Here is a 21,575-nt window from a genome sequence, read left to right on the forward strand (position 1 = left end):
CGTCCTTACACGCGCTTGGTTCGGAGGTAGAACAGGATTCCTGAAGCATAGCCGGCGATTTCATGCCAAATGAATCGATCCTCAGCGCTCCTGCATCCAAGCAGCCTTCTGCGGACCCTGCCGAGGTACCAGAGTGGCTTCCATTTGAAAGCCTGTTTCAAATTCGCCTTCACGCCAGTCCGCTCATGCTGGACGAGCAACGCGGCCGAGTGACCGCGCATGTAGAAATAGATTTGCTTGGCCAGGCCTTCCATAGTCCGCCTGTGGAAATGGAATGCGACGGAGGTTGGCTGGTAACGGCAGTCATATCCATTGGCAAGCAGCCGATACCAATATTCAGAGTCGCCCGAACATCCAGCCTGGCCGACGTCAAGGCGCTCGTCAAACAGCCCCGCGCGGTCAAACACGTCGCGCCGGAAGGCCATGCTTGCACCGGCACCGATTTTCCATGCCGGGAACACTTCGTGCCTGCTAGAGGCAAAGTCGGCCGCGCGGAACAATTGCGGCCTGTAGCCTTGCCCGAAGCTCCAGAACGTCTCGAAATAGCGCTGTGCTTCGGTGGCAAGTTCTGCTGGCAGTACAAGGCCTGTCACCGCGCCGGTCGAAGGCCTGTCGAACGCCGTGATCAGCTGCTCAAGCCACTGCGGGTGAAGCAGGACGTCATCGTCAGTGTAGGCGACGATTTCCGCGGATGCACGGTGGGCGCCCCGGTTGCGAGCGATGTCCAGACCAGGTCGATCCTCGCGGACGTAGATTGCGCCGGCAGCGAGTGCTACCTCGCGCGTTTCGCTACCTGTCGATGCGTTATCGACAACGATGATCTCTGCCGGCGGGACACTTTGCTGGGGAAGCGAGGAGAGGCAGCGCCGCAATTCTTTCGGCCTGTCGCGTGTGCATATGACCACGCTGGCGCTCGGCAGAACCGGTGGAGTAAGCGTTGGACCTGCAGCGGCCGTGATCGGCATAGTGCGGCACTCACCGTCGCTCCCTCTGAGCAAATGCCCGACCGGAAGCCCGCCGCGCCACAACACGATCATTCCAGAATCGCAATCCTCGGGACTGACTTGGGTATCCAAATCCACGTGGCGGATACCTGCGCAGCCATCCGGGCCAAACAGCTTGTACAGTTCTGCGCTCAACAAATTTGCGCGCCGACTCGGCATGTCGGACATCTTCACCAGCTCAATTCGCTATAGAGAGGCCGAAATTCGCTCTTGTCGTTTCGCATTCGTCTCACGCGCATCTTGAGCCATCGAGGAACCAGTCGGGCCCTGCAATATTCTTCCAGCATATTGGGCAGGCGGGAGATCGCAACGCCCGGCTCCGTCACAAAAAGCCTCCTCAGCAGCTCGCCGGCCGCGAAAAACCGTCCCTCAATGAAAGCTCTTGTGGCAAGCCAATGGATCATGTCGACCAAGTGGGCATCGAAATCGCGCCCGAATGACGGATACTTTTCACGAAATTCGGCAAGGACAATTTCACACGAGCGAAGCATCTGCATGACATCGCTTGACATGTTGAGGTTCGTCATTCGGTAGCCGACAAGGTGCTGAGGGACGAGCCGGAACTCATAAGTTTCCGCAATGTTGAGGCACATTAGAAGATCCTCGCAGCCTTGTGCGTTCCTGGCCCGCAAGGACGGATCGAACTGTCCCGCTCGCTCGAATGCGGAGCGACGTACGAGTAGCGAACTTCCGTTACCGACAAAATTTTGTCTGCATAGGCGCTGGAGTACATGACCTTCGGCGTCGGGCCGATGGCGCAGCGAGAATACTCGACCATCCTGGTCGATATGCGCGAACCAACAATAGGCCAAGCCCGCCGAAGAGCCACCTTCCTGCAAGGCGCGCAACTGTAGTGCGATCTTGGAAGGGGCCCAAAGATCGTCGGCGTCGACAAACGCCAGAAACTCCGCGCTGGTGGAAGCCGCACCGCTGTTGCGAGCGTTCGCCACGCCGCCATTCGAATTTGCTATGAGGCGTATACGGTGATCTTTCTTGGCATATGAGGCCACGATTGATGCGGACTCGTCCGTCGATCCGTCGTCTACCACGATAATGTCCAATGCCTGGTAATTCTGACGGCAGATGCTAATCAGGGTAGAACCAATGGTTCGCTCGGCATTAAACATCGGGACCACGACGCCTACCGTGGGTTTGTCCTGGATCATCGGCGACTTCGTTTTCTCCTTAGGGTTGGCAAAAACGGCTAGCGACCATACGTGTCAGTACTCCTCTTCAAGATCGGGGCGAATTCGCGGCAAAATCAGCTCGGGCGTTCCTATTCGCCTGACTAAAGCCTGTGACCGCGACAAAATCATGTCGCCGAAAGACGCGACATCCATCGCATCTTGAGAAATACGAATTCGCCGTAGCCCTACGCCGAGACGCGCCACAGCGGCATCAAATGCGAAAACCTGATCGTGACCGCGCAGAAGCGCTACGCCTTGCAGGCGGGCGGCCGCCGTCACTCCAGGATCGCGCCGTTGCTCTGGCGCAAGGGCGCGGCGAGGTGCGGACGCGATCTCACTGACATCGCCATCCCACGATGCCATCTCTCCCGGATGTGCGAGGACGGGCTGCTCGTGAACGTCGGCTATGGCCGGTATCGAGCCGCCGCGCTGCGGCCTGACCTTCAGGCCGCGCTGAACTCGCTGTAGGATGGCGCCGCTTCGATGACCTCGCCATTCCGGCCCTCGCAGACGGCGTGGATCGGACGTAAGCCGCCGAGGCGAGGGACTGCTCGGGAAGGCGGTTACGGCGGCTATCGTGCCGTCGTTCCGAATGCCGCTTCACCGTCGCGCCTTCAGGAACAATTTGATGCACGCTCCGCACCGCGCCGGGCGCGCACCGTGCAGGAAACGAAGCGGGCACGGGGGTCCTCGCGCTAGCCAGTTATCCGATCCCCCGCTCAGAAATTCCTACCAAACGTTCCTGAGCCCACCATTCCACACGAAATCGTCGGTTGATCTCTTATTAGTTCCCGACAAAATACAGAAGTTGGGTCGCTACAATCATGGTTGAAGTCGAGAGAACAATGCAGAGGTCAGAAGCTGCCCGCAGTTTCCTTCGAAAGCTGCTCACTTTATCATCAGAACGAACGCTGTCGGATGAGCAAAACTTGCTTAGGGGACTTCATCGGTCCGCAAAGAGTGACCCCATGGTAACCCATTGGTTCTCCCCTCCGGTTCCCGTCAGGACTGAAGGTCCCGGCCTGACACACCACGTCAACAACGCAGTGGCAGCAGCTAATGAACTCCTGAAGTGGACCAACCGTGGCCCTCACTGGAACCTCGCGGTGCGCGTTTGCGTGACTGTTATTGCCGACGAGATGGAACCTGAGGAGGCCCGCAAGGCATTCCTGGCTGCCGCCGAGGAGGAGGGGAAGCTGATTAGGGCTGGTGGCTGACGGCCAATTACTTCAACATCCGCTCAGCCTCAGGAATTCCACCAAATGCTCCCCGACCGGAGGCTGGCTGCAGAAGACGTCGTTCGCTAAATTCCACCCATGGCAATCCTCTGGTTCTCACCCCCTGTGTACGTTAAGACGGAACATAAAGGCTTCCGCTACGCGGTCCACCACGTTCAGGCTGCGGCTGAGGAACTCGTCTTGTGGACCAAGCGTGGCTCTAGGTGGCAAGAGGCGGTGCGCGTCTGTGTGGATGCCTTGAGCGGTAAGGTGTCCCCAATGCAGGCCCGCCACGCGTTCGAGCAGGCTGCCGAGGAGGAGGGCATGCTTTTTCCTGATTAGCAGGTCGTGTGGCTCTTCGCGCGAGCCAAAGTCGATCACCAGCTCAGACATCCTTCCAAACATTCTCACCCCCTCTAATTATCCCTCAATGGCAACCCATTGGTTCGTCCCTCCGGTGTTCGTGAAGACTGAAACCGGCGACAGGCGTGGCTGCAACAATGCCAAGGCAGCCCTTGAGCAGCTCAAGACGTGGACTCGGAGAGGACCTCGCTGGCAAAAGGCGGTGACCCTCTGCCTTTCAGATCTGGAGGGCGATCCGATTGACCCTCAGGTGGTACGAAAGGCCTTCGAGGCTGCCGCTAAGGAAGCCAAGATGTATCTCCCCCCGTAGGAGAAGGTGTCATGGCAACCCGTTGGTTCTCCGCTCCGGTGTACGCTAAAACCGACCGACCTGGGGTCACCTACGGGTGCAACAATGTCGAGGGTGCCGCCGAGGAACTCATGAAGTGGACCAAGATGGGGCCTAAGTGGCGGGAGGCTGTGCAACTATGCATCGACGCCGGCGAGGACCGGGCGACACCGGAGGAGGCACGTAAATATGAACATCACGCGGCCCGTCGGATTGGTGCTGGCAAGCGAAGCGTTCTGGAGCCTTCGGGCATGTGGTGTTCAATCCCAGGGTCGATGCCGGTGAGATTGATGCGTTCCCAACTCAGCGGCGAGAAACTTCGCTGTCATGCCGGCTTGTGCTGCCGCACGACCTTCCATTCATGCCAGATCAGCACCATGACGACAGCATCGAATACGGTCAGGACAAGCAGGCCGAACGAATGAGTGTAGGAGTAGCGGTAGACTTGATAGAACATAAATGCGCCCAGCGCCGCAAGCGATGCCGGATACGACCACAGCTTGCCTCTCAAAAGCCCGACAACGAGCAGCAGTTTTATCAGGCCGTGGCTAAGCAGGTAGAAGGCATAAAACTCCTTGCTGGCGACGGAAAAGTGGCTTGCCATCTGCGACAGATAGCCAGCTATGAAATCGTTCGGATCTTCGATCAATTCCTCTTGGGTGAATGTATTGACCCAGGAGGCAATGGTGTCGGTGGTGACTACATAAAGCAGGATCCCGCCCAGGCATTCGATCAGGGCATGCGCCCCTTTAAGCCAGATGCTGAGCTCGAAAATCTGATGGATGCGGCGTTCGTCTACTGCTTTCACAAAATTCACCCTGCGATCGACAACAGCGGAAACGAGAAACGATGGATGCAGCCCTAACCCACTGGATCAACGCGGCAGCCGGGATCAGCCCTTTTCTTGATAAGGCAATGATCGCCGTCTCACAAATCGGCGTTCCGCTGATGGTGCTGGCTGTTGCCCTGCAATGGTGGGCAAAGGCCGACCGCTACCATGTGCGCCATGCTGCCTTGTCCGCCGGCTTGGCGTTCCTGCTCGGTCTGGCGATCAATCAGTTCATTCTTCTTTTCGTGCATCGCATCCGCCCCTACGATGCCGGTGTGACCCACCTGTTGATTGCGCCAAGCGCGGACTGGTCATTCCCATCCGATCACGCGACCGCAGCCATCGCAATCGTTGCGGCCTTTGCGATGCAAGCTCTGCCGCGCCGGACGTTAGTGCTGTCCCTGCTGGCATTTCTGATTTGTTGGTCGAGAATTTACATTGGGACCCACTACCTCACCGACGTAATCGGCGGCGCAGTGACGGGCGTCTTAGGTGCCGTTATGGTGCGATTGGCCTATCGTGAGAACTCCCGGCTGGACAACCTGGCGACAAGAATTCTCTAGCTCCTTATGTGCCAACAATGAGACGAGCAGCTATCAAAACGTCGAGGTCCAAGGCGGCGGCTGGCTGACGATGATCCTGTCATGCCTTAGTTGAGGTCGGCGAATTCACGAGTTGATCGCGGCGCGATGGGCGGATTCAAACGGTCGTCGCAACATCCCGGATGTTAGAGGTTGCGATGAGCATTGGGTCAAACGAGACAGAAACCTCCATGCAGACACTGACACCCATCCTTTCGACGGTCACGGCGGCATTCCTGGCGTCCTTCGTCGAGGTCGTCGAGGCCTTCACCATCGTGCTTGCTGTCGGGCTGACGCGCAGCTGGCGCCCGGCGCTCACCGGCGCCGCACTGGCGCTGGCGGTGCTGACGGCCCTGGTGCTGGCGTTCGGCCCAGTGTTGGCACTCGTACCAATCAGCACGCTGCAGTTCGTCGTCGGGGTGCTGCTGATCCTGTTCGGCATGCGCTGGCTGCGAAAAGCCATTCTGCGCGCTGTTGGCGTCATCGCCATACATGACGAGGCGGCGGCGTTCTCCAGGGAAACCGCTGCCTTGCACCAGCAGGCAAACGACCGCCGCGCCGACTACCTCGCTGGACTGGCGTCGTTCAAGGCAGTGCTCCTCGAGGGCGTCGAGGTGGTGTTCATCGTCATTGCCGTCGGAGCAGCACACGGGCACACGCTTTACGCCGGCCTCGGCGCGCTGGCGGCGTTCTTCCTGGTGATGCTTATCGGCCTGGCGGTCCACCGGCCGCTGGCGCGGGTGCCGGAGAATGCGCTCAAATTCGTCGTCGGGCTGATGCTGACCAGCTTCGGCATCTTCTGGACCGGCGAAGGGATTGGCGCCGACTGGCCGGGCGCCGATCTCGCTTTGCTCGCCATTTTCGCTATCGTCGCGCTGGCGTCGTTTGCCATGGTGCGCTGGCTGCGCAGCACCTACCCCACACTCACCGGAGAGCTCGCCCGATGAACGTCATTCGGCTCGCAGCCAAGGAATGCTTTGGCATGTTCGTCGATGACGGCAGTCTGGCGCTGCTGGCGCTGGTTCTGCTGGCAGTCATCGCGGCGGCTGTAAAGCTGCTGGCGCTGCCCCCGCTGCTCGGCGCTGCCCTGTTGCTGATTGGTTGCCTCGCCATCCTGTTGCACAGCGTTCGCCGCGCTGCACAGGTGCGGCAGAAGTCCAAACCTTGAAGCCGTTCGCGTTCCCGTTTGACAGGTTGATGAAAGGTTGATGCCATAACTATGCCCCGCGTCCTCGCAATGTCGCAAAAGCGATGGGAGAAGAGAGGGACGCGGGAAACGAACAAGGGAAGAGGCCATGTTGCTTAAGCGAACACTGCTTGATTCAGCCGCTACAATTGCACTCGTCGCCACCATAGCCCTGTCCGCGCCATCGGCTCGCGCCGACGATAAGATCTCCATCATGGTGGGCGGCTACGAGAAGCAGATCTATCTGCCCGCCAAGCTGGCGGAAGCGCTCGGCTACTTCAAGGACGAAGGTCTCGATGTCGAATTGCTGAACGAGCCGGCCGGCGTCGATGCCGAGAACGAGATGCTGGCCGGGGCCGTGCAGGCGGTGGTCGGTTTCTACGACCACAGCATCGATCTGCAGGCGAAGGGCAAATTCGTCGAATCCGTTGTCCAGTTCAGCCAGGCGCCCGGAGAAGTCGAACTCGTTTCCACAAAGCATCCTGAGATCAAATCGCCCGCCGACTTCAAGGGAATGAGCCTTGGCGTGACTGGCCTCGGCTCCTCGACAAACTTCCTGACGGAATATCTTGCCGTCAAGAACGGCTTGAAGCTCGGTGAATTCACTTCGGTTCCGGTCGGCGCCGGCAACACCTTCATCGCCGCTATGCAGCAGGACAAGATTCAGGCCGGCATGACGACCGAACCGACGATCACCCGGCTTCTGAAGACCGGCGAAGCTTCCATTCTTGTCGACATGCGTACGATGGAAGCTACCAAAGCCGCGCTCGGCGGCACCTATCCGGCTGCTTCCCTCTACATGCAAACGGACTGGGTCGACGCCCACAAGGAGGCGGTGCAGAAGCTGGCCAATGCCTTCGTCAAGACACTGAAGTTCATCAACACCCATAGCGGCGCCGAGATCGCCGAAAAGATGCCGAAGGACTACTATGTCGGCGACAAGGAAGGCTATGTGAAGGCGCTGGACGCCGGCAAAGCAATGTTCACCGCCGACGGCGTCATGCCGGAAGGCGGCCCGGAAACGGTGCTAACCGTGCTCTCGGCCTTCAAGAAGGACCTGCAGGGCAAGCAGATCGACCTGTCGAAGACCTACACCACCGAGTTCGTCAAGAACGTGAAATAGCCGACATCGCCGGCGCGAGCCTCGCGCCGGATCCATCCTGTTTCTGCGTCCGGCGATCTCCCGCGCGGCGACCGCTGGGCCTTGGAGTATCTTTATCATGGCTGCCGAAAAAACCGTTCCGGCGATCGAGCTGATCAATGTCAGCCGCCGCTTCCTCTCCCCCACCGGCAAATCGCTGACCGCGTTGCGCGACTTCACCATGACGGTCGAGCGTGGCGAATTCGTCGCCGTCGTCGGCCCGACCGGCTGCGGAAAGTCGACCAGCCTCAACCTGATCACCGGTCTAGCAGCCCCAAGCGCCGGCGAGGTTCGCGTCATGGGCGGCCCAGTCAAGGGAATAGACCCACGCATCGGCTTCGTTTTCCAGAGCGACGCCCTGTTTCCCTGGCGCACGGTGATCGAGAACGTCATGGCGGGCCCGCTGTTTCGCGGCAGGCCGAGGTCGGCGGCCATGGCCGCGGCGCGCGACTGGCTGGCGCGCGTCGGCCTGTCGCGGTTCGAGCAGCATTATCCGCACCAGCTTTCGGGCGGCATGCGCAAGCGCGTGGCGCTCGCCCAGACCTTCATCAACGGCCCCGAGATTCTGCTCATGGATGAGCCGTTCTCCGCACTCGACGTGCAGACACGCGTGCTCATGCATGAAGAGCTGCTGCGGCTGTGGTCGCAGGCCAAGGCCTCGGTGGTCTTCGTCACCCATGATCTGGAGGAGGCGATCGCCCTGGCCGACAAGGTCTATGTGCTGACTGCTGGTCCGGCGACAGTGAAGTCGGTCTACACCATCGATCTGCCGCGGCCGCGCGTCGTCGCCGATATCCGTTACGAGCAGAGCTTCATCAATTATTCGCGCACAATCTGGGCCGATCTCAAGGAAGAAGTCGAGACCAGCTATGCGCGGGCCGCCGCCTGAGGGAGAACATTATGACTGATGCTGCCATCGACGTCAGCGCCGGAAGCTTCAGGCCAGGAACCTCTGACGCCGAAATCGAAGCCGCCGCCGCAAAGGCGGCGAAGCACCGCCGCCGGACGGTAATCTTCTGGCGGATTGCCATCCTCGTCATCTTCCTGTCCTTGTGGGAAATCGCCGGCCGCCTCGCCTGGATCGATCCGTTCTTCTACGCGATGCCGAGCACGATCGCGGCCAGGCTCTACGAATGGACGACGGAAGGAACGTCGGAAGGACCGCTCTGGTACCATCTCTTTGTCACCATTGAGGAAGCCACTATCGGCTTCGTGACCGGTTCGGTTACCGGCATCATCATCGGCGTCGCGCTTGGCCGCAACCGCATGGCCGCGGATATCTTTTCCATCTACATCAAGGTGATCAATTCCATTCCTCGCGTGGTATTGGCGCCGATCTTCATCATGATCCTGGGCCTGGGGCTGGCCTCGAAAGTGGCGCTCGCCTTCGTCATGGTTTTTTTCGTGGTCTTTCATAACGCCTTCCAGGGCGTGCGCGAAGCCGACCGGGCGATGATCGCCAACGCCCGTATCCTTGGCGCTTCCGACTGGCAATTGACACGCTCGGTGATCGTGCCGTCGGCGATGAGCTGGATCTTCGCCAGCCTGCATGTCAGCTTCGGCTTCGCCATAATCGGCGCCATCGTCGGCGAGTTCGTCGGCTCGCGCTACGGCATCGGCCTGCTTATCAACATCGCCAAGGGCTCCTTTGACGCGGCCGGCATGTATGCCGCGATCGTCATCGTCATGGTGGTGGCGCTCGGTGCGGAATATCTGATGACGATGGTCGAGGACCGGCTGGCGAAATGGCGTCCGCAGCCCCTGCACGAGACGCAATGACCTGAACCAAGTCGGGAAGCTGAATCAGGCTTGGGCTGCCTGGTAGGCGGGCAGCTTGGCTTGGGCGCTCAATCCGGGCAGCGGCTTGCGGTTGGCGAGCGCGATCTCGCCGTCATGCGACGAGACAATCTCGCGCACGATGGCGAGACCCAAGCCGGTGCCTTCGCTGTCCGGTTCGGACCCTCTATAAAAGCGCTCGAACACCTTTTCCTTGTCGCCTTCGGCAATGCCCGGTCCCGTATCTTCCACCTGCAGCACGATCCAGCTCGCATCGCGGCCGATCCTTGCGGTGACCGAGCCGCCTTGTGGGGTGTAGCGCAGGGCGTTGTCGACCACGTTGACGACAAGTTCGCGAAGCAAGGTCGGATGTCCCCACACGATGAGATCATCTCCCTCGGACTCGAATCCGAGGTCGATGTTGCGCGACAGCGCCGCCTGCGCCAACCCCTCGAGAGCATCCCTGGCCACGGCGCTGAAATCGACGCTGGATTTCATCAGCGAAGAGCTACCCTGCTCGGCGCGGGCAAGTGAAAGAAGCTGGTTCGACAGCCGCGCCATGCCATCGACAGACATGTCGACCGCGGCCAGAATTTCATCCTTGGTGCCGATATCGCGTTCGCGCAGGCCGACGCTGACCTGCGTCTTCAACAGCGCCAGCGGCGTCCGCAACTGGTGCGCGGCGTTGGCGACGAAGCGCCTCTGCGTGGCCATCTGGCGCTGGATGCGGTTGAAGGCCTCGTTCAGCGCTTCGACAAGCGGGCGCAATTCGCTCTGGACAGTGTCGGCGGCGAAAGGCTTCAGTTCCGCCGGATCGCGCTCCATCACATCGTTGCGAAGGCGCAGGATCGGCGCCAAGCCACGGCGCAGCCCGAAAACGCCGAGCAGGCCGGCAGCCGCGACGAGCAGCACCTGGTCGCGCAGCGCCTTGAGCCATAGGCCGGTCATCAGCTTGTCGTGCCCCCTCAACGTCTGACCGACCGCCACCATTGCATTGCCCGGGTTCTGCTTGCTGACCATGGGCTGGGCAATGGCAACCGCATGGACAGGCTGGTCGCGAAACGTCGTTTCGAAATAGACCGGATTGAGATCGGCGGGTTGGCCAGGCGGTGCGATGACATCGGGATAGCCGGCAATGACTTGGCCACGTGGTGTCGTCACGCGGTAGACGACGCGGTCGGGCTGATCGGATGCGAACATTTCCAGCGCAGCCGGCGGGATCGGCGCTTCCAGCACGCCGTCGTTTTCGCGAATGTTTTCCGCGATTACCCGAGCCGATGCCAGAAGGGTTCGATCGGTGATCAGATTGGCGGTTTCCTCAGCATTCTTGTAGGTCGTCCACACGTTGAACGAGACGACGGCCGTCAGTGGCACGACGAGCCAGGCGAGCAGTTCACGCTGGAGGCTTCTAGTGGCCATCGTCGATTCGCAGGGCGTAGCCGAGACCGCGAAGAGTGGTGATCGCCATGCCGCTGCCCTCCAGCTTCTTCCTGACGCGGTGAACGCAGATTTCCAGGGCGTTCGGATTTGTCTCGTCGTCGAAGCCGAAGATACTCTCGGCGAGCATAGTCTTCTGGACCGGCCGACCGGCGCGCATGATCAGCGTTTCAAGCACGGCATGTTCGCGAGCGGTCAAGTGAAGCGGGCTTTCGCCGAGGGTGAAGGCACGTGCCTGCGTGTCGAAGGCGAGCGTGCCGAACCGCACCATCGGGTCGAAGTTTGCCCGACCACGCCGCAGCTGCGCGCGGACGCGCGCCTCGAATTCATCGACGTTGAACGGTTTGACCAGATAGTCGTCGGCGCCACTGTCGAGGCCACGCACCCGGCTCGATACGGCATCGTTGGCGGTGAGAATGATGACGGGCGTTGTGCTGCCGCGACTTCGCAGCCGCCGCAAGATCTCGATGCCATCAAGATGCGGCAAGGCCAGATCGAGGATGACCAGCGCATAGTCCTGACTGGCGAGTGCGAGGTCGGCATCGTCGCCGCGATAGACGCAGTCGATCACGTAATGATCGCGCCGCAGCAGGCGGGCAAGCCATGTCGACAATTCGCGATTGTCTTCAGCAAGTAAAATACGCATTCAATGCAATCCGTCTCAACGGCCGACAGCCACATCGCGAAAGAGTGCGTCTACAAGGGGGTCCGGCGAAAATGTTTTGGCCAATGTTGGGAGATGGGTTTTCCGTTGGCCGCCGTCCCGCTAGTGCCCTTCCGGTAAATGACCATCCGATATCGCAAATTCCCGGTCTGTATTGCGCCAAGTGCCGAAAATCAGTCGATGCTCTTATGTCTTTAGCGAAAACGGTCGCTACTGTCCCAGTTGATAGCGACGAGCGTGGGCGAATGGCAGCAGATTTATGCATTGATCAATAGAGGGTGAACAGTGTCGGCAGGAAGCCGCCATTCCTAAAATGCTCGACCGTTTCGATCACCGGAAAAAGGGCGAGGAAATAAAGCCCGTCATAGAATGTTCGCTTCAAGGCATGCGTTGAGAACTGTCGTTCGGCCTGGTCGGCAAACAACAGCGGGTTCGGCCAGAAGCGCGGCGTTCGCTCCGCATACGCCAGATAAGCGGGGCCAAACTTTCCCAGCAGGAATTCAGCTTCCTTGCGCGCCGTCACCCGAAAAACGACGAAACTGGCTAGGCCAAGTGCCACGGCCACCACGACGGATCCATATATCAGCCCAATGCCCACCGCGCCGATCGTTGAGAAGAAGTAGAGCGGGTTCTGGGTCATCGAAAATGGCCCGGCGGAAATCAACTCTTCGTTCTTTTTGCCGCCGACATAGAGAATGCTCCACAGACGGCCACCGACACAAATGAGGATGAGGACGCCGCCCAGCAGTTCGACGAACTCGTGTCCGCTCGACCCTTCGCTCAGGAAGGGCTTGACAAACAGCAGCAGCGCTATGGCCAGGACGGCCGCTACCTGGAGAACGATGAGGCGCTTGTGCTGGTCGAATGCCTTTGGTGAAGGTTTGAGGGAGGCGTAGGTCATTGGTTTCCCGCGGCTCTGGCAAGTCTATGGGTGGGCCGAAGTGTCGTTGCGCGTAACCAGCTACTCTTTCCGCCGCCTGATGGCGAGGCAATCGACGGGTTTTCTCGAATTCTTACAAAAAAGTAAACCACCGGACAGATGCCGGCGAACTCGCCTCCCTATGGTCGCTGCTGCCGGTAGTCGCTGCTGCCGGTCGACTGGCCAGAGCTTGATCGACACTGCCGGAACCCCGGCGCCAAATAGGGAAGATATCACATGAACAGACTGGTTCTCGCCCTCGCGCTCGGTACAGTTGCCATCGCCAACCCGATTTTATCAGCATCCGCAGCCACGACCCCTTGCGAAACCTCGCTCAAGGATCTGAGGGCAGCAGAAGCAACGGCGAAACTCAGCGATACGGACAAGACCAAGGTTTCCGAGCTGGAGACCAAGGGAATTGAGCGCTGCAACGCCGACGACGACAAGCGCGCCGACGACTTCTTCGCTCAGGCCATGAAAATCCTGGGCAAGTAAGTCGACCCTACCTTCTCCATCAACGACAGGGATACAGCCATGCTCTCGCCAGCCGCCCGATGGGTCGCGCCTGCTCTTAACCGGGTTCCCGATGTCACCGTCGATTTCTGGCTGATCAAGCTCTTGGCGGTGACCATGGGCGAGACGGCGGCCGACTATCTCGCCGTCAATCTCGGCCTCGGGCTCACCGTTACGTCGCTGATCATGACCGGCATCCTGATTGTCGCGCTCATCCTTCAATTCGCGCAGAAACGTTATGTGCCATGGGCCTACTGGCTGGCGGTCGTGCTGATCAGCGTTGTCGGCACGCTGATCACCGACAATCTCGTCGACAATTTCGGGGTGCGGCTTGAAACGACGACGATTGCATTCAGCATCGCGCTCGCCGCAACATTCGCGGTCTGGTACGCCAGCGAGAGGACCCTGTCCATCCACACGATCTTCACCACCAGGCGTGAGATCTTCTACTGGTTGGCGATACTGTTCACCTTCTCGCTGGGCACCGCGGCAGGCGATCTGGTCGCCGAAAAGTTCGACATGGGCTACCTCACCACCGGCCTGTTGTTTGGCGGCGTCATCGCGCTGATCGCCTTTGCCCATTATGTTCTCAAACTGGACGGCATCCTTGCCTTCTGGCTCGCCTACATCCTGACGCGGCCGCTGGGCGCTTCATTCGGCGACCTGCTCTCGCAGCCGGTCGAATATGGCGGCCTAGGCTTTGGCACCACCTTGACCAGCATCCTCTTCCTTGGCTGCATCATCGCCCTGGTTCTCTACATGAGCCTGAAGAAGGACACCGACGAGGCCGACAAAATCCTGCTTGAATCGGAGTAGGAATCAAGCATCTGCACACCCGCCTGACGCGACGAGAACGCGCCAAAACGTCACGGATCCCTGCCGTGGGTTGCTATGGGCAGCTATCGCGCTCACCTCATGGACAGAAGGCTCACCTCATGGACAGAAGAATGAACTCCAAGAAATCCGGTTATAGCGGCCTCCAAATTAGCCTGCATTGGACGATAGCGGCGCTTGTCCTGTTCCAGCTCCTGTTCGGGGAAAACATGACAACCTACGTCGATGCGGCAGCGGCAGGACGCCGACTGTCAACCTACGAGCAGACCATGGGGTCCGCCCATTACTGGGTCGGCCTGGCGATCCTGTTGCTGGTGTTCGTGCGACTGGCCGTCCGCCTCTTTGTCGGTGCGCCCAAGCCGCAATCGACAATGCCGAAATGGATGGCTTTCGCCTCACGCGCAACGCATGCACTGTTCTACGGCTTTCTCGTCGCTGTTCCTGTTTCCGGGCTTCTGGCCTTTCATCTCTGGGGCTGGATGGGCGATATCCATGCCTGGGCAAAGCCGGTGTTCATCGTCCTGATCTGCATTCATGCCAGTGCGGCACTCTTCCATCATTTTATTCTGAAAGACGCCGTGCTGCGCAGGATGCTTGTTCCTGCGCGCGATCCGGTCGGATGACACTGTGGGCATGTGCAACGACGACGAGCCACCAGGCGCTGGCGGATATTCTAGGAACGGACCGCCGCCGGTGCTAGCATGCCGCACTGACAAAGCCTCGGCAACAGACCGGAACAGAGATGCGACTTCTCCTTGTTGAGGATGACCCACGGACGGCCGACTACGTCGTCAAGGGACTGAGCGAAGCCGGGCATGTCTGCGATCTGCTGCGCAACGGGCATGACGCGCTGTTTGCCGCGACACGCGACGCCTATGACGTGATCATAGCGGATCGGATGATCCCCGGCCTGGACGGCCTGTCGATGATCAAGGCGGTGCGTGCCGCCGGGGTGCGAACGCCGGCGATCTTTTTGACCTCGGTCGGTGGCGTCGATGACCGGGTCGAAGGACTGGAGGCCGGCGGCGACGACTATCTCGTCAAGCCTTTCGCCTTTTCCGAGCTGCTCGCCCGCATCAACGCCCTTGGCCGCCGGCCGCCGGCGCAGGAGCAGAAGACCGCATTGCGGGTCGCCGATCTCGAAATGGATCTGATCATGCGCCGCGTCACCAGGCAGGGGCATGTGATCGACCTGCAGCCGCGGGAATTCAGCCTGCTCGAAGTGCTGATGCGTGGCGAAGGCCGCGTCATCACCCGGACCATGCTGCTGGAACGCGTCTGGGATTTCCATTTCGATCCCAAGACGAGCGTCGTCGAAACCCATATCAGCCGGCTGAGGACCAAGATCGACAAGCCGTTCGAAACCCAGCTTATCCATACGGTCCGCAACACCGGCTACAGTCTGCATGCGCCTATCTAGACCATGATCCCAAAAAGTGGGCCCGGTTGTTGGAAAAGATCATGGCCAAACAAGAAGATAGAGTCCCATCCCGTTTCTACCGGGATGGATCGGGCCCCAGCCTGCTGCGCAGCACGCCTTTCCGGCTTGCATTGACCTTCGGCTTCCTGTTCGTGCTTGCCTTTATCCTGTCGGGCGCCATCGTCTATCAGCTGATGAGCGCCGACCTTGCCCAGCGGCTCGACGAATCCATCAAAGAGACCTATTCCGTGGTGGCGGTAACTTATGCCGAAAGCGACCTGGAGGATCTGGTTGCCACGGTCGACAGCCACGCGGCGCTCTCAACTAAGAAAGAGCAGCTGTTCTCGCTGACCGGTCCGGCCGGCAATCATCTTGCCGGCAACTTTACCGCGGCGGACCTTCCCGACGGCTTCTCGATGTTTGAGGCCACCATGCCCGGCGTGCCAGCCGACACCGTCTATAGGGCCTGGTCCGGTTCGGTTGGCGGAAACAGTCTGACGGTCGCTTTCAGCCTTTCCGAGACCGAAGAGCTGGAAAGCATTGTGCTGATGAGCTTCGGCTGGGGAACCCTCATCATCACCGGTCTGGCGGTGGCCGGCGGCGCCTTGCTGGCCTCGCGTGTCCAGCGCCGCCTCGACGGTATCGCCGCCACTATGGTCGATGTGTCGCATGGGCGGCTTGACGCCCGCATTCCCCTGGTTGGCAACGGCGACGATATTGACGGGGTTTCCGCACAGGTCAACGCTGCGCTCGACCGGCTGTCGGCGCTGGTCGAAGGCATGAAGCAGGTCAGCGCCAACATCGCGCATGATTTGAAGACGCCGCTGAACCGCCTGCAGATGATTTTGGAAGCCGCCGCCGACAAGACCGCTTTGGGCGAAGCGGTTTCCGATGATTTGGCGGACGCGCGGGCGGAAGGGCTCCAGATCAATGAGACGTTCGATGCCTTGCTGCGCATCGCCCAGATCGAGGCTGGAGCACGCAAGGCGCGCTTCATCGATCTGGACGTCAATGGCGTCGTTGAGAGCATTGCCGAAATCTATGCGGACGTTGCCGAGGATGACGGAAAGTCGCTGACGGCAAAGATCTTTCAAGGCGCACAATGTCAGATCCAAGGCGATTGGGAATTGTTGACGCAGATGTTCGCCAATCTGGTGGAGAACGCCTTGCGGCATTGCCCGGCAGGCACCGTCATCGAATTGTCGGTGACCCGGCAGGACGACCGCATTGTTGCGAAAGTCGGCGACGACGGCCCGGGGATTCCTATTGAGGAGCGTGAAAAAGTGTTCCAACGGCTCTACCGGCTCGACAACAGCCGCTCGACGCCCGGCAGCGGCCTTGGGCTTAGCCTGGTGCGCGCCATAGCCGATCTGCACGGCGCATCCATTGCCCTGGAGGACCGTCATCCAGGCCTCGCGGTGGTGGTCAGTTTCCCCGCTGCTAAATCATCGGCTGGCTAGCCACTGCCCTCCAAGCTTACCAATCCGTATGAACCAGGCGACATGCCTGTAAGCTTGATGCGCGATAGTGAGCGCATCCGCCGTGCCAACTCGAAAGGCCGCTCAAATGATGTCCGCTCATCGAAAAATCAGCCGGATCCTGCCGATGCTTACTGTCGCGGCATGTCTGGGCGCTGCCGGCGCGCTCATTCCAGGTTTCGGAAATCTGCCGGCGTTGGCGGCCGAGAAGGTCGTCCCCGCGGAAAAGAACCCTCCTGGGGACATTCCCGATACGCAGGTCTTCATCGACTATGCCTCGCCGCAAGGTTTCACCATGAAGGTGCCGGAGGGCTGGGCGCGGTCGGATCATGCCGACGGCGCCAGCTTCGTCGACAAGCTCGACGGCGTCGTTGTCTCCGTGGCGAAGGCGGACGCCGCGCCGACCGTCGACAGCGTCAAGGCGGACTATGTTCCGAAGCTGCAATCCACCGGTCGAGCCATCCGGGTGACGGCGGTCAAGCAGGTCAAGCTGCCGGCGGGGCCGGCAATCCGCATCGTCTACACGTCCAACTCCGAACCGAACGCGGTGACCAACAGGCAGGTCCGCCTGGAAAATGAGCGCTACCTCTATTTCAAGGACGGCAAGCTCGTCACGCTCGAACTCTATGCGCCAAAGGGCGCCGACAATGTCGACCAGTGGCAGTTGATGTCCAACTCGTTGCGGTGGAAGTGAGATGCACGCGCTGGACGCGCACGAACTCTATCGGTTCTATCACATCGGCGACGACGAGACGGCTGCACTGCGCGGTGTAAGTTTTCAGATGTCGCCCGGTGAGATCGTCGCCCTGACCGGGCCGTCCGGCAGCGGCAAGTCCACCTTGCTGGCCTGCGTAACCGGGCTGGACGAGCCGGATGGTGGTCATGTCGAGGTGGCCGGCCTGCGCCTGACCCGACGATCGGAGGCCGAGCGCACGCGCATTCGCACCGCCAATTTCGGCATCCTCCTACAGTCCGGCAACCTGTTTGGCCACCTGAGCGTCGAGCAGAACATCCGTTTGCAGATGCTGCTGGCGGGAAAGCAGGACGAGAAACGAATTGGCGCCCTGCTGGAAAGCGTCGGCCTGTCGCATCGCGGAAATGCATTTCCAACCGAGCTTTCGGGCGGCGAGACGGCGCGCGCCGGCCTTGCCGTGGCGCTGGCCGCGGATCCCCCCATTCTGGTTGCCGATGAGCCGACCGCGGAGGTCGACCGCGACACTGAATCAGGGCTGATCGAGCAGTTCGAGGCCAGACGCGAAGCCGGACTGGTGACGCTGCTCGCAACCCACAGCAAAGCGCTGGCGCAAAGAGCCGACCGGATCATCCGTCTGAGAGACGGGAGGATCGAGGGTGAGTAGGACGCTAGTTGTCGGCAAAGGTCTTGGCCGCGACTTTCATGATGGGAACGCCGGCCGGATCACCGTTTTGCGCGATGTCGACTGCGAGATCGCGGCGGGCGCGCGCATTGCCTTGGTCGGGCCTTCCGGCAGCGGCAAGACAACGCTGCTGCATATTCTTGGCGGGCTGGACAGACCGACGACCGGCACCATTGAATGGCCCGGGCTCGGCCCGTTCGAGGAACTGCGGCCGCGTCAGGTCGGATTCGTGTTCCAGTCGCCCAGCCTGTTTCCCGCCCTTACGGCGGCCCAGAATGTCGGCCTGCCAATGGTGCTGGCCGGCGAAAGCGCCGCGGATGAAACCGCGGCAGCACTGCTGGAATCGTTTGGCCTCGGCGAGCTTGGCGACAAACTGCCGGAGGAATTGTCCGGCGGACAGTCGCAGCGCATTGCCATGGCCCGGGCGCTGGCCACAGGACCGAAACTCGTTCTTGCCGACGAGCCAACCGGGCAGCTCGACAGCCGGACGGCGCAATTCTTCTTCGACGCCGTGCTGGACCGGCTGGAGGACACCGGCGTGGCGCTGGTCGTGGCGACGCATGACGAAGCGGTCGCGGCTCGCATGGCAACGCGCTGGACAATGGATCACGGCCGGCTGGTCACCGGTCGGCCGTGGAACGTCACAGCATGATGCTTTTGCTTTGGCTTCGGGGCATACTCGCCCGTCGTTTCGTTCGTATCGCCGGCTCGATGGCGGGCGTCGCGCTCAGCGTAGCGCTTCTCGCGGCGATGGCGCTTTTTCTGGCCAGCGCCAGCTCCTCTATGACGGCTCGCGCCATATCGGCCGTGCCGATCGACTGGCAGGTCCAGGTGATTTCCGGTGCCGATCCGGACTTGATGGGTAAGGCGGTGAGCGAAGCCACGCCGGTCAAGGCCGTTTACCAGGTCCGCTATGCGGATGTCGCCGGTTTCGAGGCCCAGACCGGCGGCACCACGCAGACCACCGGACCGGGACAGGTCATCGCCTTCGATAGCGGCTATTCCCGGGCCTTTCCGGCCGAAGTCCGGCCGCTTTCCGGCAAGACCGACGGTGTTCTCATTGCCCAGCAGACGGCGGCCAACCTACATGTCGGCCCCGGCGACACGGTGTCGATCAAGCGAATCGGGCTGCCCCCGGCAGAAGTGAAAGTTGCCGGCGTGATCGACCTTCCCGACGCCGATTCGCTGTTCCAGGCGGTAGGCCTGCCGCCCCAGGCTGCTCCGCAGGCGCCGCCTGACAATGTGCTTGTGCTGTCACGGCAGGACTGGCAGCAATTGTTCGACCCGCAGCAGAAAATGCGCCCCGACACCACCAGGCTGCAATGGCATGTTCGGCTCGCCCATGAGGCGCTGCCCACCGATCCTGTCACGGCCTATACATTCGTCACCAGTGCAAAGCGCAACCTCGAGGCGCGGACCGTGGGTCAGGCTCTGGTCGCCGACAATCTCGGCTCCCGCCTCGGAGCAGTCCGCGAGGACGCACTTTACGCCTCCGTGCTGTTCCTGTTTCTCGGGCTGCCCGGCATTGCGCTGGCCATTGCGCTCACCTTTGCGGTCACATCGTCCGGTGCGGCGCGCCGGCGGATGGAGCAGGCGCTGCTGCGCGTCCGCGGCGCCACGACAAGGACAATCCTGTCCCTGTCGGCAGCCGAGGCCGCGATCGCCGCTGTCGGCGGAACCGCGCTTGGCATAGCCGCGGCGTTGCTCTTCGGCCGCATCGCTTCGGGCCAGCATGTAACGGCGAGCACGAGCGGTCCGACACTGCTTCTTGTCGCCTTGTTCGGGCTGCTCGTCGGTTTCGTCGCCTTTCTGTTTCTTGCCTGGCGTGACGCGCGCTGGGCGACTGTCAGTGCCGCGCGGCGTGCCGTCAGCCGCTCGGGGACGCCGGTCTGGCAGCGCCTATGGCTGGACATGCTTTTGCTCGCGGCAGCCGGGCTCTTCTTCTGGCAGTCGGCGAGCACCGGATACCAGATCGTGCTGGCACCCGAAGGCGTCGCCGCAACCTCGGTGGACTACAAGGCGTTCATCGCACCGGCGCTGTTCTGGCTGGGCATGGCGCTGCTGACCGTGCGGCTGTCGGGCACTATCATCGCGCGCAACGGCGCGGGCCTTCGGGCGATCATCGCGCCAGTCGCCGGGCCTCTCGCGAACGTCGTATCGGCGGCGCTGTCTCGGCAATCGGGACGCCTGACCGTCGGCATCGCCATGACCGCGCTGGCGATCTCCTTCGCCACGTCGACCGCGATCTTCAACACCACCTACAACGCACAGGCGCGCATCGACGCGGAATTGACCAATGGTTCCGACGTCACCGTCTTCGGCACATCGGGCAGGCCGGCCGGGACACATCTGGCAGCGCTGGCCGCACTGCCCGAGGCGGCAGCGGCAGAGCCCATGCAGCACCGTTTCGCCTATGTCGGCGCCGACCTGCAGGATCTCTATGGCATCGACCCCATGCGCATCGAACGCGCAACGAGCCTTTCCGATGCCTATTTCAGCGGCGCCAGCGCGGCCAGCATGCTCGACCAGCTCACCCTGACTCCCAACGGTGTTCTGGTGTCGGAAGAGACCGTGCAAGACTTCCAGCTCCAGCAAGGCGATACGATCAATCTTCGGCTCATGGATGCAAAGGATCACCAGTACCATCCCATCGCCTTCAGGTTCATTGGTGTTGTGCGTGAGTTTCCGACCGCGCCGAAGGACTCCTTCCTCGTCGCCAACGCCGCCTACGTGGGCCGCATGACCGGGTCGGATGCATCCGAATACGTCCTGATGCGGGCAAAGGCCGATCCGTCAGCGCTGGCACGACAGGCCGTTTCGGTGCTTTCCTTCGATCCGTCGCTGAAGGTTGCCGACATCGCACAAGCCGCTCATCTCATCGGCTCGAGCCTGACGGCGGTCGACCTCGGCGGGCTGACCACGATCGAACTGGGGTTTTCTGTTGTCATGGCGGCTGCCGCCGCCGGCCTGATGCTGGCATTGGGGTTCATCGAGCGCCGCAGGAACTTCGCCATACTGAGCGCCATCGGCGCCAAGCCCCGGCAATTGGCGGCCTTCCTGTGGGGCGAAGGCCTCCTCATCCTCGTCGGTGGTTTCGCATTCGGTCTGCTGTCGGGGTTCCTGACGGCGTGGATGCTGGTGAAGCTGTTGACTGGCGTGTTCGACCCTCCGCCCGAGGCGCTGTCGATCCCCTGGGGTTATCTTGGGGTCGTGCTCGGCCTTGTCGCCGCTTCGGTCGTCGCCGCCGTCCTGTCGGCCAGGCCTTCGTCCGGACGAGACGCCGAGCACCTGCGCGATTTCTAGAGCAATTCCAGGAAAAGTG

Annotated in this window: 25 protein-coding genes; 18 read left to right on the forward strand and 7 right to left on the reverse strand. The window is 61.1% G+C overall.

What is annotated here, in order from left to right:
- Positions 1-5: 5 nt before the first annotated feature.
- From NKJ15_RS16755 to NKJ15_RS16765, 3 genes are read right to left on the reverse strand one after another with little or no spacing between them, the layout of a single operon-like run.
- On the reverse strand, positions 6-1,172 hold the full coding sequence (locus NKJ15_RS16755; RefSeq protein ID WP_352816367.1) for a glycosyltransferase family 2 protein: 1,167 nt from the start codon (positions 1,170-1,172) through the stop codon (positions 6-8).
- A 2-nt stretch (positions 1,173-1,174) separates the two neighbouring features.
- The gene (locus NKJ15_RS16760) at positions 1,175-2,170 is read right to left on the reverse strand and encodes a glycosyltransferase family 2 protein (RefSeq protein ID WP_352816298.1); all 996 of its coding nucleotides are present in this window, start codon (positions 2,168-2,170) and stop codon (positions 1,175-1,177) included.
- 54 nt (positions 2,171-2,224) lie between these two features.
- The gene (locus tag NKJ15_RS16765) at positions 2,225-2,554 is read right to left on the reverse strand and encodes a hypothetical protein (RefSeq protein ID WP_352816300.1); all 330 of its coding nucleotides are present in this window, start codon (positions 2,552-2,554) and stop codon (positions 2,225-2,227) included.
- 605 nt (positions 2,555-3,159) lie between these two features.
- On the opposite strand from NKJ15_RS16765, the gene NKJ15_RS16770 reads away from it, so the two are divergent.
- The 3 genes from NKJ15_RS16770 (at position 3,160) to NKJ15_RS16780 (ending at position 4,081) form a co-directional block, all read left to right on the forward strand.
- Complete coding sequence (locus NKJ15_RS16770) at positions 3,160-3,408, forward strand: DUF982 domain-containing protein (RefSeq protein ID WP_352816302.1); 249 nt, start codon at positions 3,160-3,162, stop codon at positions 3,406-3,408.
- A gap of 99 nt (positions 3,409-3,507) precedes the next feature.
- A complete protein-coding gene (locus tag NKJ15_RS16775; RefSeq protein WP_352542855.1) occupies positions 3,508-3,750 on the forward strand; it encodes a DUF982 domain-containing protein in 243 nt (80 codons plus the stop codon).
- Between the two features lie 88 nt (positions 3,751-3,838).
- Positions 3,839-4,081 (forward strand): DUF982 domain-containing protein, encoded by a 243-nt coding sequence (locus NKJ15_RS16780; RefSeq protein ID WP_352542856.1) that lies wholly within the window; start codon positions 3,839-3,841, stop codon positions 4,079-4,081.
- 343 nt (positions 4,082-4,424) lie between these two features.
- On the opposite strand, the gene NKJ15_RS16790 is transcribed toward NKJ15_RS16780, so the two are convergent.
- The gene (locus NKJ15_RS16790; protein ID WP_352816369.1) at positions 4,425-4,907 is read right to left on the reverse strand and encodes a DUF2127 domain-containing protein; all 483 of its coding nucleotides are present in this window, start codon (positions 4,905-4,907) and stop codon (positions 4,425-4,427) included.
- A gap of 41 nt (positions 4,908-4,948) precedes the next feature.
- Here NKJ15_RS16790 and NKJ15_RS16795 point away from each other — a divergent pair, with 41 nt between their 5' ends.
- The 6 genes from NKJ15_RS16795 to NKJ15_RS16820 all read left to right on the forward strand — a co-directional run bounded on the left by NKJ15_RS16795 (position 4,949) and on the right by NKJ15_RS16820 (position 9,615).
- The gene (locus NKJ15_RS16795) at positions 4,949-5,491 is read left to right on the forward strand and encodes a phosphatase PAP2 family protein (protein WP_352816306.1); all 543 of its coding nucleotides are present in this window, start codon (positions 4,949-4,951) and stop codon (positions 5,489-5,491) included.
- 209 nt (positions 5,492-5,700) lie between these two features.
- Positions 5,701-6,456, forward strand: coding sequence for a COG4280 domain-containing protein (locus NKJ15_RS16800; RefSeq protein ID WP_352542774.1), 756 nt, complete (start codon positions 5,701-5,703; stop codon positions 6,454-6,456).
- A gap of 35 nt (positions 6,457-6,491) precedes the next feature.
- On the forward strand, positions 6,492-6,677 hold the full coding sequence (locus NKJ15_RS16805) for a hypothetical protein (protein WP_352816308.1): 186 nt from the start codon (positions 6,492-6,494) through the stop codon (positions 6,675-6,677).
- Positions 6,678-6,804: 127 nt separating this feature from the next.
- The gene (locus NKJ15_RS16810; RefSeq protein WP_352816310.1) at positions 6,805-7,818 is read left to right on the forward strand and encodes an ABC transporter substrate-binding protein; all 1,014 of its coding nucleotides are present in this window, start codon (positions 6,805-6,807) and stop codon (positions 7,816-7,818) included.
- A gap of 97 nt (positions 7,819-7,915) precedes the next feature.
- Positions 7,916-8,725, forward strand: a complete 810-nt coding sequence (locus NKJ15_RS16815) for an ABC transporter ATP-binding protein (protein WP_352816312.1) — start codon at positions 7,916-7,918, stop codon at positions 8,723-8,725.
- An 11-nt stretch (positions 8,726-8,736) separates the two neighbouring features.
- Positions 8,737-9,615 (forward strand): ABC transporter permease, encoded by an 879-nt coding sequence (locus tag NKJ15_RS16820; RefSeq protein ID WP_352816314.1) that lies wholly within the window; start codon positions 8,737-8,739, stop codon positions 9,613-9,615.
- Between the two features lie 24 nt (positions 9,616-9,639).
- Here NKJ15_RS16820 and NKJ15_RS16825 read toward each other — a convergent pair whose 3' ends face one another.
- The 3 genes from NKJ15_RS16825 to NKJ15_RS16835 all read right to left on the reverse strand — a co-directional run bounded on the left by NKJ15_RS16825 (position 9,640) and on the right by NKJ15_RS16835 (position 12,614).
- Positions 9,640-11,031 carry a sensor histidine kinase gene (locus tag NKJ15_RS16825; RefSeq protein WP_352542769.1) on the reverse strand — a complete coding sequence of 464 codons (1,392 nt, stop codon included), beginning with the start codon at positions 11,029-11,031 and terminating at the stop codon, positions 9,640-9,642.
- A complete protein-coding gene (locus tag NKJ15_RS16830) occupies positions 11,021-11,695 on the reverse strand; it encodes a response regulator (protein ID WP_352542768.1) in 675 nt (224 codons plus the stop codon). The genes NKJ15_RS16825 and NKJ15_RS16830 overlap by 11 nt, the downstream gene beginning before the upstream one ends.
- 286 nt (positions 11,696-11,981) lie before the next feature.
- The gene (locus NKJ15_RS16835; protein WP_352816317.1) at positions 11,982-12,614 is read right to left on the reverse strand and encodes a methyltransferase family protein; all 633 of its coding nucleotides are present in this window, start codon (positions 12,612-12,614) and stop codon (positions 11,982-11,984) included.
- A 255-nt stretch (positions 12,615-12,869) separates the two neighbouring features.
- Between NKJ15_RS16835 and NKJ15_RS16840 the strand changes: the two genes are divergently transcribed.
- The 9 genes from NKJ15_RS16840 (at position 12,870) to NKJ15_RS16880 (ending at position 21,556) form a co-directional block, all read left to right on the forward strand.
- Complete coding sequence (locus NKJ15_RS16840; protein WP_352542766.1) at positions 12,870-13,127, forward strand: hypothetical protein; 258 nt, start codon at positions 12,870-12,872, stop codon at positions 13,125-13,127.
- Positions 13,128-13,166: 39 nt separating this feature from the next.
- Complete coding sequence (locus NKJ15_RS16845; RefSeq protein WP_352542765.1) at positions 13,167-13,961, forward strand: COG4705 family protein; 795 nt, start codon at positions 13,167-13,169, stop codon at positions 13,959-13,961.
- A gap of 131 nt (positions 13,962-14,092) precedes the next feature.
- Positions 14,093-14,602: a cytochrome b gene (locus NKJ15_RS16850; RefSeq protein ID WP_352542764.1), complete on the forward strand. Its 510-nt coding sequence runs from the start codon at positions 14,093-14,095 to the stop codon at positions 14,600-14,602.
- Positions 14,603-14,721: 119 nt separating this feature from the next.
- Positions 14,722-15,399, forward strand: a complete 678-nt coding sequence (locus NKJ15_RS16855) for a winged helix-turn-helix domain-containing protein (protein ID WP_352542763.1) — start codon at positions 14,722-14,724, stop codon at positions 15,397-15,399.
- 41 nt (positions 15,400-15,440) lie between these two features.
- Positions 15,441-16,859, forward strand: a complete 1,419-nt coding sequence (locus NKJ15_RS16860) for a sensor histidine kinase (protein ID WP_352816320.1) — start codon at positions 15,441-15,443, stop codon at positions 16,857-16,859.
- Between the two features lie 145 nt (positions 16,860-17,004).
- Positions 17,005-17,571, forward strand: a complete 567-nt coding sequence (locus NKJ15_RS16865; RefSeq protein ID WP_352816322.1) for a hypothetical protein — start codon at positions 17,005-17,007, stop codon at positions 17,569-17,571.
- A 1-nt stretch (position 17,572) separates the two neighbouring features.
- Positions 17,573-18,235, forward strand: coding sequence for an ABC transporter ATP-binding protein (locus NKJ15_RS16870; protein ID WP_352816323.1), 663 nt, complete (start codon positions 17,573-17,575; stop codon positions 18,233-18,235).
- A complete protein-coding gene (locus NKJ15_RS16875) occupies positions 18,228-18,905 on the forward strand; it encodes an ABC transporter ATP-binding protein (RefSeq protein ID WP_352542759.1) in 678 nt (225 codons plus the stop codon). The genes NKJ15_RS16870 and NKJ15_RS16875 overlap by 8 nt, the downstream gene beginning before the upstream one ends.
- Positions 18,902-21,556, forward strand: a complete 2,655-nt coding sequence (locus tag NKJ15_RS16880; RefSeq protein ID WP_352816326.1) for an ABC transporter permease — start codon at positions 18,902-18,904, stop codon at positions 21,554-21,556. The genes NKJ15_RS16875 and NKJ15_RS16880 overlap by 4 nt, the downstream gene beginning before the upstream one ends.
- The last annotated feature ends 19 nt before the right edge of the window (positions 21,557-21,575 follow it).

This window comes from Mesorhizobium sp. M0207 (assembly GCF_040321995.1).
Taxonomy (GTDB): Bacteria; Pseudomonadota; Alphaproteobacteria; order Rhizobiales; family Rhizobiaceae; genus Mesorhizobium.